This is a genomic window from Azospirillum sp. RU38E, from assembly GCF_900188385.1.
Classification (GTDB): Bacteria; Pseudomonadota; Alphaproteobacteria; order Azospirillales; family Azospirillaceae; genus Niveispirillum.
In genome coordinates this window covers 198,702-210,319 of sequence record NZ_FZOI01000006.1, presented here as the reverse complement: position 1 = coordinate 210,319, position 11,618 = coordinate 198,702, and the positions used below count along the sequence as shown (strand labels likewise).

The following is an 11,618-nucleotide window of genomic DNA, read 5'->3' as shown; positions in this document are numbered from 1 at the left end:
AAATGGACCATGACCATGCGTCGGCTGCCCGCAGCGCTTCGCCCCCTTCGCCGCCGGCAAGCCGGCTTCACCCTGCTGGAAATGCTGGTGGTGCTGGTGATTATCGGCCTGCTGCTGGGGCTGGTGGGCTTGCGGCTTTTATCCAATGTCGATCGCGGCAAGGTGACGGCGGCCACGGCCCAGGCCCGTGTGCTGAAAACGGCACTCGATACGCTGTATCTGGATCTGGGGCGCTTCCCGACCAAGGCGGAGGGGCTGGCCCTGCTGGTCGCCCCCCCGCGTGATGCGGCGGTGGGGCGGCGCTGGATGGGCCCTTATCTGGAAGGGGCCCTGCCCAACGACCCCTGGGACCGCCCCTTTCTTTATGAGGTGGATGCCGGCGGCCGCGTCGCCCGCGTCATCAGCCTGGGCGCCGATGGCAAGCCGGGCGGCAGCGGGGCGGACGCCGATATCGCCATGCCACCGGCGCCATGACCGGGCTGGAAACCGCCTTTTTCACCTTGCTGGGTGCCTGCTTCGGCAGTTTCATCGCCGCCATGGCCTGGCGGCTGCCGCGCGGGGTGACGGTGTGGGGCCGCTCGGCCTGTCCCGCCTGCGGCCATGGGCTGGGCGTGGCGGACCTGCTGCCCGTGCTGTCCTTCCTGCTGTCGCGCGGGCGCTGCCGGCATTGCGGCGGCCGGGTGGCCGCCCTTTACCCGCTGGTGGAGGCGGCAACGGCGCTGCTCTGGCTCGCCTGCGCGCTCTGGTTTGTCGATCCGGTGGAGGCGTTGTTGCTGGCCTGGCTGGGTACGGCACTGCTGTTCCTGGCCCTGGTGGATGCGCAATGGCATTACCTGCCGGACAGTGGCGTGACGCTGGCGGGACTGGCCGGGCTGCTTTGGCTTGGCTGGCAGGATGTGCCGGCGCTGTGGGCCGACCATCTGGCGGCGGCGGGGCTTTATGGCGGGCTGGCCTTGGCCCTGCGCCTGTTGGTCAGCCGCTGGAAGGGGCGGGAAGCGCTGGGGCTGGGCGATGTAAAACTGATGGCGGTGGCTGGGCTGTGGCTGGGGCTGGCCGGCCTGCCGCTTTTCCTGATTCTGTCCGGCGGGGCTGGCATCGCACACCTGCTGGCGGCCCGCCGCTGGGGCGGGACCGATGCCGGGGAGGCTGGCGATGTCATCGCCTTCGGCCCCGCCCTCTGTCTGGCCCTGTTCATCCTGGTGCTGGTGGGGCCGCTGCGGTGATCAGCGGGCCGGCCGATACTGGCTTGAGACCAGGAGCTATCGCTCCTGGTCGTTACCCGTTCCCTCAATCGCCGGGCGCCGCCTTCAGCAACAGCGCATTTTCTGCGACAGGACAATCGGCATTCGCACGTGCAACAGATAATGACAAGCATCCGGACGCGCCCAGGGCGACGGAAGCAGGGGTATGTTGGAGCGGTGGAATGGCACTGTCATGCCAGCGGCAGGAAATCATGACCGATGGTCACGCTTTCGTGCGCCTCAATCGCCGGCGCCGGCCTCCGCTGGCTTGGCTACGCCGCGTGGGCAGCCAACAGCCTGCCGGTCGCAAAACGCACCGGACAGTCCCCATCGCCATGGGTGCGGCCTGTGGCTGCTACCCCTGCGCCTTCAGTTTCAGCATGGCGCCGATGATCCGATCCTCCAGCCCGTCGGGCAGGGCCAAATCGGGGGGATCGTCGCACAGCATCGCCTCCATACGACGCATCTCCACCACACGGCGGCGCGCATCATAGGATTGCCGCAGGTAACGGAGCAGCACCGGCCGGATATCCTCCGGCCAGTCTTTCAGGCCGCCGCCATAACGACAGAGCAGCCCCTCGAACTCTCCGCACATCTCGTCAAGGGTCATCAAAAGCATCTCGCGCACGAATGGCTGACCGGGCGAACACATTACGAAGCTGTTGGCGCGCCCGCTTCAACAGCCCTTCAGCAGCACTTTGCGTCAGCCCCATGACTGTACCGACTTCGGCCGCTGTCAGCCCCTGGTTATAATATAGGGCCAGTGCTACCTGCTGGCTAGTAGGCAGACGTGTGCGGGCGGATTCCAGGGCGGCATAAAGTTGGTTTTGAAAAATGGCCTGATCGAAGCCCTGCCGGTCATCGGCCGGTTCCGCAACCTCTTCCAGCCCGCTGTCGATGGGCCGGCGGCGATAATCGATGGCGCGGTTGATAACAATGCGATGCAACCAGGTGGTGAAACGCGCCGCCCCCGGTGCCCAACTGTCACGATGGCTCCAGACACGCAGGAACGCATCCTGCACAACATCCTCTGCATCGCAATCATGCGGCAGGATGCGCCTTGCCACGGCATAGATACGTTTCAGATAGCGGCGCACGATTTCGCGGTAGGCGGCCACATCTTCCTGTTGGACACGCAGCATCAGGTCTTCGTCGCTGGCCTGCGCCAGATCGGCCCCACCCGGTGCGGATAATGGTTGCCGCGGCGCCGTGGGCGCGGCCGGCTTTGCCCCCCGACGTGGCGCGATAGAGAGATCATCCATGCCGGTCCCCCGCCAGCAGGGGGCGGCGGGGGACCGGATACAGGGGCGGCGGCTCCTGCCGGTCAAATCCGGCCAGCTTGATCCAGAGCAGGCGCAGCGACGCGATCCGGTCATGACAGGCCCGGACACGCTGCGCCACATCCTGCCCGGCAGCCGATCGGCCCAAGGCCATGATCAGGCCGGACAGCATCTGTTGCCACCCTTGCGCATCCGGTGCCGGCAGATAGGCGCCGACATAGAGCGACAGGCCGGTCAGAATATTGATCGCGGCATCAATCTCGCGCGCATAGAGGTCAAATGAACCCTCGCCCGCATGACGACTGGCGGCGGCGGCGTGCTGCTGGCAGCGTTCCAGCAGGGCAGCGATTCCGCGCACAGGCGGCAAGGTCAGATTGGCGCTGCGATAGGCGCCGGTCGCCTTTGAATAGGGATTGCTCGGCATCCCGATACCCCATCAGATCAGTGAAATTGGTTTGCCCGGAAAAGGGGCGAGGCGGGTCAGTCGTCCGTGTTGCTTGCCGCTTCGAGCTGTTTCAGCAGAAGTTTCGCGGTCTGGGCCTTTGCCTCAAGCCGGGCATAATATTCGCGGAGATTTTCTCCATACGTTTCCGCCTTGGTGCGGATGTCGGCGGCCCGGCTTTCCAGGTCGCTGTTATAGTCTCCCAGATCGTCGATCTTGCTTTGCAAGGATCCGGTGGCGCTGTCGGATGCCAGCGTCCCCGTCTGGTAGATCTGATCGGCAATGCCGCTGGTCAGCTTGATATCGACCGAGGCGGAACTGCCGGTATACACAAAAACCAACCCAGCAAATTCCGTGCCTTCGGCGCCGGTGATACGGGTGCCGTTGACGGTAAATTTGCTGTTATCGCCATCAACGGCAACATTGGTGATGGCGCCGGCCGTATCGACAGTGATGTCGAGGGTGAAGTCATTTGCCGCCAGCGTTGTTGGCCGGCGCAGCAGCATCATGCTGGTGGAACTGCTTTCCATGGAAAAGCCAAGCAGCGACTGGATGGCATCCAGGTTGGAGAGCAGGGCATTGTCCAGCGTATCCTCGTTGATGACCATCTTGTTGTCACGGTCCAGCGTGATGCCAAGCGTGGCCAGCGAGTTGGTGCCATCCTGATGGTTCAGCGATGTGGCCAGCGAGGTTGCGATCTGTCGCATCAAACTGTCGGCAAACAGCGCGGATTGCGTCGTGTCGCCATTTTCATCGGTGCTGCTGGTGGATTGCTGGGTCAGCACGAAATCGCGCAAGGCGTTATAGGCGTCGGCAAACGCCACAATGCCGGTCTTGATGGCGGAAAGATCGCTGCCGATCTCCACCGTCAGGCTGGTCCCCGCCGACGCGCCATACAGGTCCAGCGTCACCCCGTCCCAGATATCGCTGATGCTGTTTGTGGTGCGGGTGACCTGCACCCCATCGACATTCAGGATCGCCGACTGGGCGGCAACCAGTTCATTGGCGATGGCCCCGTCGCTGTCGGTCAGGCCCAGGCCGGTCAGGATGCCGTCATCATCGCCGGCGAGGCTGATCGACTGCCCGCTTTCCCTGGCGGTCAGCACCAGCCGGTATTCTGCATCGGAAACCTTCAGCACACTGGCGGAAACACCGCTGGCAGCACTGGTGTCATTGATGGCGGCTGCCAGTTGGGTCAGGGTGCTGGTGGCCGTCAGGTTGATGGTCTGGGCCGTGCCGCTGCCGGCGGCAATGGTGAAACTGCCGGACAGGCCCAAAGCTGTGCCGGCCGATGCCTGATTGCCGGACGCGATCTTCTGCGCCGTCGCCAGTTGCAGGATTTCAACCGAGTGGCTGCCCAGATCGGTGCCATTGGCAACGCTGACCCCCAGCAGGGAGGACGCATCGCTGGAACCGGTGACATAGGCGGTCCGCTGGTCAAACAGATCATCGCTGCTGCTGCTATAGCCTTCCGGCATCCGCAAGGCGTTGGCGGCATCGGTCAGCGTCGCCGTCAGCGACTGCATCTCCTGGTACGCCTGGATCTTGGCCTCGTTCTTGGTCACCTGCACATCGATGCGGTCGGCCGGCAGCGTCTTGGCCGCGACCACCGTCTGCACCAGCGCATCATAATCAATGCCCGTGACGCTGGACGCGGTGGTGCTGGTTGCGGCCGTGCTGCTGGTCGACGTGGTGGAGGAGATGGCCATAGCGGGCAGCCTTCATGTTCAGTGACGCCGGGAAGGCCAGGGGACTGGCCCTTCCCGGTGTCCTGCGGACGTCAGCGGAGCAGAGAGAGGAGTTGCGACGGCATTTCGTTGGCCTTGCCAAGGGCGGCGATGGCCGCCTGTGTCAGAACCTCCGCATTGGAGAGCTTCGTCTGTTCCGATGCGACATCGACATCCATGATCGACGATTGGATGGCTTCCTGGTTTTCGATGGAGGTCTCGATCATCTGTCCGTGATAGTCAAAGCGGGAAATCTGCGCGCCGACATTGGCCCGCGCCTTTGACACGTCCGAGATGGCCGTATCCAGCGCTGTGATCGCCGCCGTCGCCGTCGTTTCTGTCCCGACATCGGTGGCATTCAGCGCCAGTGCCGTGGAATCCACGGCGGTGATGGTGACTGTGATCGTGTCGGACACATTGGAACCCACGACGAAGGTGACGCCACCCTGCCAGTCCGTGGCATCAGCGGCGGCACCGGTATTGGTCAGCAGGCTATTGTCATTGAAGCGGGTGCCGGTGGCGATGCCGTCAATTTCTTCGATCAATTGCTGGTATTCGGCGTCGATATAGGCGCGTTCATTGTCACCAACGGTGCCTGCCATGGACTGGGTCGCCAGTGATTTCATGCGCTGCAGGATGTCGCCGATACGGGCCATGCCACCATCGGCCGCCTGCAGGATCGACGATCCGTTGGAGGCATTGGTGGCCGCCTGCTTCAAGGCGGTGACGTCCGACTTGATCTTGGTGCCAACGGCCAGGCCCGAAGCATCATCGGCAGCGCTGGTGATGCGCGACCCGCTGGAAAGCTTGGAGACCGAACTGCTTTGCGCGGTGCTGTTGTTGCTGAGATAGCGCAAGGCCGAGTTGGCAGCGGTGTTGGTGACAATCGACGACATCATATACCTCCCTATGGAGTGGGCGGGGGAACGGGAGCCGGACCGGCCATTCCGGAAGGCCTACCTCCCCTCAAATGGTTCAACGGCGCTTTGGTGATTCTCGGGCGCGGTTTTTTTGAAGCCGTGTCCGCCTACAGATAATCGGCCAGATTGAGCCGCTGGAACGTCGCAATGGTCTGCATCGTCGCTTCCAGCGAGGTTTCCAGCATCGAAAGCTGTGTCTGCACGGCGACGACATCGACCTCCCGGATGTCGCTGATCCAGCTTTCGGCATAAAGCTGAACGTCGGTCTGACCATCCACCACATCCTGGATGCGGTTGCTCTGGCTCGACAGGGTTTCCAGGATGGTGGCCGTGCCGCTGGCCGCCTGTTCGCCCAGGGTGCCCGCTTGCGTCAGGGCGGCCTGATCCAGGGGATCCGCCGTGGCCAGGATGTTCAGCGCGCGGACCAGCGCCTCGATGGAAGGGTCATCGGCGCGGACACCATAGGGAACCGTCTGGCTGTCGGCGATCTTGGCCGACAAGGTACCCCCATCCCCCTGGTAATAGGATGTGTCAGCCGTGGCGGGCACGGTGGCCGGCGCAAGCTGGGCAAGATCGACGGGTTTGGTGTTGGTCGCCGTGCCGGCGAACAGATATTGGCCGGCATAGGGCTGGTTCAGCGTCGCGGCCAGATCCTCCAGCAATCCCTTGGCCTGGGCCTGCAATCCGGTCAGATCGGTGGCATCGGTGTAGCTGGTGGTCAGGCTGCGCACCTGGGTGGCGATGGCGTTGACGCTCTGCATGGCGGCATAGGTGCTGCTTAACCGGGCGATGGCGGCATCGCCATTGGCGATATAGCCAGCACTGCGCGTCAGTTCGCCTTCCAGGTTCAGCAGGGTCTTGGCCTGCCCCTCCAGCCCGGAAAGGCTGGAACTGGTAAGACCGGAGGCCTGCTGGATCTGGGCTTCGGCGACCCGACCCTGCAGGCTGGTCATGTTCTGGACCAGCGTCTGATGCTGGCCATAGGTGGAAATGCGCATGGGTTTCCTCCTATCGGACCATATTGATAAGTTCGTCATACATTGTCTGGAGCGCCGACATGACGCGCGCCGCTGCCTGATAGGCAGTCTCCAGCGACTGGATGGTGGCCGTTTCTTCATCAAGATTGACACCGGATTGGCTGGCAAAGGCGGATTGCAGATCGGTGGTGGTGGTGGTGGCCGTGGTGGCCTTGGTTGCGGCATTGCTGGCGCTGCGGGCCGCCGTGGCGGCCAGATCGCCGGCATAGGCCGAAAAACTGGCGCTGCGGCTGGAAAGGCCGCCAGCGCTGGGGAATTTGCGGCTGTCGGTAAAGGCATCGGCCAGGGCGGCGGCGGTGCTGGTATCGCCCGACGAGACGGCGCGGCTGCCGACAATTGTGCTGGCCAGCGCGCCGGTCGGCATCAGGTCCGGGTCATCGGCCAGTGCCGGTTTCAGGCGGATATCGTCGGCCCCAGTGCCGATCAGAATGTCGTTCAGGCCGAAAAAGGCCGAGATTCCGTCGCCATCGGGGGTGATGGCGCTGTCCCCCTGGTCGATGGCGAGGCCGGACCCGTCGGCGGCGGTCAGGCGCAACATGCCATCGCTGGTCAGGCTGGCTGTGAAGGTGCCATCGGCATTGATGGTATCCAGCAGATCCTGGACGCTGGTCAGCGTGGACAGGTCAATGTTCAGGCTGGCGGTCACCTTGTCATCGCTGCCGACTGACACCAGGGTAAAGCTGCCGCTGCCGGTCAGCGCATCGGTGGCGGCAAGCTTGGTGGTGCCGGTCAGGGCCGTGACCACAGGATAGGCGGTGCCCTGGTTGGCGATGCTGTTCAATGTGTCGATCAGCGACGTGGCGAGGGTGTCCAGACGCGCCTGTTCATCCACGGTCACGCCGTCGCGGACATCCAGCAATGCGCGCAGCGACCCTGACGAGATGCTGTCCGATATGTCCCGGCCATTGAGCATGACGCCCGACAGGTCGCCCTCGCTATACAGGGTATCGGCATTGATGCTGCTGGCGGCGGTGAAGGACAGCAGGTGCGGGCGGGTGGTGACCAGGGCGGCACCCGACCCGGTAAAGACCTGCATACGGCCATCGCCATCCAGGCTGTAACTGACATCCATCACGCCGGCCAGGGATTTCAGGGCTTCATCGCGCTGATCCTCCAGATCGGCTGTGGACCGGCCGGCGGCCCGGGCGGTGACGATGCTGTCATTCAGATCAGCGATGGTCTGGATGGCGCTGTTGGCGGTTTCCACCGTATCGGCCAGTTGCTGGTCGGCGCTCTGCCGGATGGATTGCAGTCCGGCCGATGCGTCCTGAAGGCTCTGCGCAATATCGGCCAGCGCATCCACGCTTGTCCGGGCGCTGGTGCTGTCGCCGGCAGCGGCGGCCAGACCGGCCAGCGCCGTGCCGGCGGCCGTGATGGCACTGGCGATGGTGCCGCTGTCATTGTTGCTGGAAACGCTGCCATGGGCAGATTCCACCTGCGCCAGATAGTCGGCCATGACTGTGGCCTGACTTGAAGCGCTGGTGGCGGACACAATCTGGCGGGTGAGAAAAATATCGACGTCGCGCGACAGGCCGGTGACATTGACCGAAAGCCCGCTTTGGCTGCCATTGACGGTCGCGGTTTCCCGCGTGGCTGTCTTTCGGGTGTAATTTTCCGTGTCGGCATTGGCGACATTGGCCGCCGTGACCGTCAGGGCGGCCTGGGAGGCGGTCAGGCCCGACTGGGCGATCAGGCCGGCGGTGCGCAGCGTCGACATGGGTTTCCTTCCTCAGACCACCAGATGCACGCAATGGCGGACCTGGCGTTCAACCAGGCCGATACGGTGGCCGCGCAGGGGCTTGTATCCCTGTTCAACCTGGGCGCGCTGCCGCGTCACGGTGACCAGGGCCCCCAGCCTGCCGCGCCGGGCCGTCAACTCCGCCTTCAACAGCGGCAGTACCTGCTGGGCTTGGGCCAGGGCCTCCGCCACCACCGGCTGCCAGCTGGCAACGGCATCGCTGTCCCCCCGCGCCTTTGCCTGGGCCAACTGGATATTCAGGACCGAGACACCGTCGCGCAGGTCACGCAGGGCCGTGGCCATGGTCCGCAGCCTGTCGGGCCGGTGCGGGCCGGCAGCAACCTGGGCGGCCAGCCGCGCCATGGACTGGCGAACCAGGTCCAAGGGGGTTGCAGCCGGCGCGGCAGCGGCCGGAGCGGGGGCGAGGGCTTGGGGAGCCCCTTCTTCCTGTGCGGGCACAGGGGTCTGTCGACCGAAGGGCAACAGCATCTTGCCGATCATCGCATCATCCTTTGAAGCTGCGCTGGTTGCCATAGCTGTTGGCCTGCAGATAGCGGCCGACGGCCTTCTGGCGGCCGCGCTGGCGGGTCAGGGTGCTGCCGACCATGGCCAGTTCGGCATTCAGCCGGTCCATATGGCTCTGCAGATCGTCCAGCAGGGCCAGACGCAGCGGATCGTCTGGCGCCACATTGGCCGACAGCAGCATCTCAACGCGGCGCGCCAGCCGCTGCTGCTCGGCCTCCAGCATGGCCAGATAGCGCTGCTGGTGTTCCTGGGTGAAAAGCCCATCCATGGCGGTCACCGCTTGGCCTGGATGATGGTATCCATCATCTCCTGGGCGGCCGTCACGACCTTGGCAGCGGCGGAATAGGCCTGCTGGGCATAGATCATGCGGGTCATTTCCGTGGCGGTATCGGCTGTGGAATGTTCCAGCGATTCCGCCCGGATACCACCGGCCCCGTCGCTTCCCGCCTCTTTCAACTGGTACTGCCCGGAATAGGCGGTGGCGCTGTAGACGGTGCCCGACACACTGTCCAGCCCCTCGGGATTGGTGAAGGTGACGATGGGGATCTTGTAGACCGCGCGGGACTGGCCATTATCGAAATTGGCCATCACCGTGCCATCGGCATTAATGGTGACATCCTTCAAGGTACCGGCCGACCAGCCATCCTGATCGGCTTTGAAGCCGGAAACCTTGGGATTACCGTCTGTGCTGCTGCTCTGGCGCACCCCGTCAGACCGGCCAATGGTGCCGAAATCCAGGGTGATGGCGCTGTCGGCTGCCCCGCTGGTCCAGCCGGAAAAGCCGAGCTGGGCCGGAGATGGGTTGACAGAGGCAAGGCTGCCATCGGTGTTGAAGGTCAGGGCGATGACGCTGGCGTCGCTGGTCCCGGTCACGACATCGGTGCTGGCGGGCGATGCCGGGTCACCGGCCTGCGCGGTCCATTCATTCTCGGCCGTCTTGGTCCAGGTCAATAAGACGCTATGCGCCGTGCCGAGGCTGTCATAGATCTCCGCATCGGTGACAAAGGCGTCGCCGATCGCAGCGTCGGCCGGCAGCGTGGCTGTCAGGTCGATGGCCGCGGTTGGCTGCGGTGCGCCGGAAATGTCCGCCAGATTGATCGGCGCCAGGCTTTGGGTGCTGGACCGGTTGGCGGCGGCGATATTGCCATTCTCGTCCAGGGCCCAGCCGCTCAGCGTGTATCCAGCATCATTGACCAGATACCCATTATCGTCGGTTTGGAACGATCCATCGCGTGTGTAGTATATTTGCGAACTGCTGCTGGATGCGGTGACAGCAAAGAACCCGTTGCCGTCGATGGCCATTTCTGTGGCAACGCCCGTCCCCTCGATATCGCCATGGGCAGAGATGTTCTGGCTGTTGGTGCCGGTGACGCCGCCGATGCCGGTGCTATCGCCGCTGCTGTCGCTCAGCAGGGACTCAAAGCTGGTGGAACTGGCCTTGTAGCCAACGGTACTGACATTCGCGATGTTGGATGAAATCGAACTGAAGGCCGCCGATTGGGCCTGCAGGCCCGACGTGGCGATGCTGAGCGCATTGGTGATGCTCATGATTTTGTTCCTTCCTGCGGATGCCGATCGGGTCAGGCCAGGTTGACGACATCGTCGATGGAGGTGGTGACAGCACCAAGGGAGAGGGTCGCCGTTCCGCTGGAACTATCGACGCTGGTGACCTTGCCGACGGCGCGGGGGTCCACCTTGCTGTTGACATTGTCACTGCTCGCCGTGACCGAGAGGGTGAAGGCGCCGCTGGTTGCCTTGCTGCCGTCCGCCAGGGTTCCATCCCAGGTAAAGCTGTTGGTCCCGGCATCGGCGGAGGCCTCGCCGCTATAGACATTTTTGCCATTGGCATCGGTGATGGTGACCGTCACCTCGTCGGCACCCGAGGGCAGGTCGTATTTCCAACTGGCGGCCCCGTTCTGCAGGGGTGCCGTGTCGCCCTCCACCTCCACCGTCTGGCCAAGATAGCCATAGGCGACGTTGCTGCTCATCAGTCCGGAAAGGGTTCCCTGCATTTCCGTCAGCAGGTCGTTGGTTTGCGACTGCTGCTCCAGCTGCGACATGGAGACAAGCTGGGAGGTATAGGTCGACGTATCCATCGGATCGGTCGGATCCTGGGTTTCCAGCTGTTTCAACAGCAAGGTCAGCATACTGTTGAAGTCACCCAGACCCGAGGTCGAGCTCGAACTGCTGCTGCTGCTGACTGTGCTGCTGCTGCTGGTGCTGGTGCTGCTGACTGAGGAAATGCTCATCGACCGTCTCCCAGGTGACATGCGGAATAACCGCTCTCACAAGGTTCAACGGCAGCCCTGAAAAAGTCGGGCGCGGTTTTTTTGGAAATATTATCGAATACTGAAATTCTATGGGATTGGCTTTATTTCACTGTCACCAATACTAGGAAATAATTTCCCGGCAAAAAATTCCGAGGGGGTGGGTAAATTTTTCCTCCCTAATGGCCGCCTTTTCAGATGCTTCATGAATAGGGCGGCAAAGGCGGTTCTGCCCTGCCTCGACCACGCCCAGAGCCAGCGCTTCTGCACCATCCCAAGGGCCGTGGTCATCAAGCTTGCTCACACCACCGTGATTGTACCCATCTTGCTGCGTTGTGAACCATCAGGATGTCATCGCGCAGCAGCAGACCCGTCGGCTCCGCCTTGGCCGCACCTTGCAGCCAGGATACGAAGCTGCCCATATGCCGGATCGGCATGTCT

Annotated in this window: 14 protein-coding genes; 2 read left to right on the top strand and 12 right to left on the bottom strand. The window is 63.4% G+C overall.

The annotated features are described in order from the left end of the window. Window positions 1–9: 9 nt before the first annotated feature. Together gspG and CHB97_RS13290 are read left to right on the top strand one after the other, a co-directional pair. Window positions 10–474, top strand: coding sequence for a type II secretion system major pseudopilin GspG (gene gspG / locus CHB97_RS13295; protein ID WP_200819936.1), 465 nt, complete (start codon window positions 10–12; stop codon window positions 472–474). Further along, a complete protein-coding gene (locus tag CHB97_RS13290) occupies window positions 471–1,223 on the top strand; it encodes an A24 family peptidase (protein WP_089288462.1) in 753 nt (250 codons plus the stop codon). The genes gspG and CHB97_RS13290 overlap by 4 nt, the downstream gene beginning before the upstream one ends. Before the next feature lie 373 nt (window positions 1,224–1,596). Here the strand turns inward: CHB97_RS13290 and CHB97_RS13285 are convergent, their stop codons facing one another. From CHB97_RS13285 to CHB97_RS26395, 12 genes are all read right to left on the bottom strand, one after another. After that, a complete protein-coding gene (locus CHB97_RS13285) occupies window positions 1,597–1,851 on the bottom strand; it encodes a hypothetical protein (protein ID WP_143270883.1) in 255 nt (84 codons plus the stop codon). After that, a complete protein-coding gene (locus CHB97_RS13280) occupies window positions 1,841–2,503 on the bottom strand; it encodes a sigma-70 family RNA polymerase sigma factor (RefSeq protein WP_160105848.1) in 663 nt (220 codons plus the stop codon). Before CHB97_RS13280 ends, CHB97_RS13285 begins: the two co-directional genes overlap by 11 nt. Continuing rightward, window positions 2,496–2,945: a hypothetical protein gene (locus CHB97_RS26400; RefSeq protein ID WP_160105846.1), complete on the bottom strand. Its 450-nt coding sequence runs from the start codon at window positions 2,943–2,945 to the stop codon at window positions 2,496–2,498. The genes CHB97_RS13280 and CHB97_RS26400 overlap by 8 nt, the downstream gene beginning before the upstream one ends. A 56-nt stretch (window positions 2,946–3,001) precedes the next feature. Then, window positions 3,002–4,672 (bottom strand): flagellar filament capping protein FliD, encoded by a 1,671-nt coding sequence (gene fliD / locus CHB97_RS13275; RefSeq protein WP_089288465.1) that lies wholly within the window; start codon window positions 4,670–4,672, stop codon window positions 3,002–3,004. 71 nt (window positions 4,673–4,743) lie between these two features. Continuing rightward, window positions 4,744–5,589: a flagellin gene (locus CHB97_RS13270; protein ID WP_371333049.1), complete on the bottom strand. Its 846-nt coding sequence runs from the start codon at window positions 5,587–5,589 to the stop codon at window positions 4,744–4,746. A gap of 128 nt (window positions 5,590–5,717) precedes the next feature. Next, window positions 5,718–6,608 carry a flagellin gene (locus tag CHB97_RS13265; protein ID WP_160105844.1) on the bottom strand — a complete coding sequence of 297 codons (891 nt, stop codon included), beginning with the start codon at window positions 6,606–6,608 and terminating at the stop codon, window positions 5,718–5,720. 10 nt (window positions 6,609–6,618) lie between these two features. Beyond that, window positions 6,619–8,364 (bottom strand): flagellar hook-associated protein FlgK, encoded by a 1,746-nt coding sequence (flgK, locus tag CHB97_RS13260; RefSeq protein ID WP_089288468.1) that lies wholly within the window; start codon window positions 8,362–8,364, stop codon window positions 6,619–6,621. 12 nt (window positions 8,365–8,376) lie between these two features. Then, window positions 8,377–8,886, bottom strand: a complete 510-nt coding sequence (locus CHB97_RS13255) for a hypothetical protein (protein WP_089288469.1) — start codon at window positions 8,884–8,886, stop codon at window positions 8,377–8,379. A 4-nt stretch (window positions 8,887–8,890) separates the two neighbouring features. After that, complete coding sequence (locus CHB97_RS13250) at window positions 8,891–9,178, bottom strand: hypothetical protein (RefSeq protein WP_089288470.1); 288 nt, start codon at window positions 9,176–9,178, stop codon at window positions 8,891–8,893. Between the two features lie 5 nt (window positions 9,179–9,183). After that, window positions 9,184–10,458, bottom strand: a complete 1,275-nt coding sequence (flgE, locus tag CHB97_RS13245) for a flagellar hook protein FlgE (RefSeq protein WP_089288471.1) — start codon at window positions 10,456–10,458, stop codon at window positions 9,184–9,186. A gap of 32 nt (window positions 10,459–10,490) precedes the next feature. Next, the gene (locus CHB97_RS13240; RefSeq protein ID WP_244559523.1) at window positions 10,491–11,159 is read right to left on the bottom strand and encodes a flagellar hook assembly protein FlgD; all 669 of its coding nucleotides are present in this window, start codon (window positions 11,157–11,159) and stop codon (window positions 10,491–10,493) included. A 142-nt stretch (window positions 11,160–11,301) separates the two neighbouring features. After that, window positions 11,302–11,481, bottom strand: coding sequence for a hypothetical protein (locus CHB97_RS26395; protein WP_143270885.1), 180 nt, complete (start codon window positions 11,479–11,481; stop codon window positions 11,302–11,304). Window positions 11,482–11,618 lie beyond the last annotated feature (137 nt).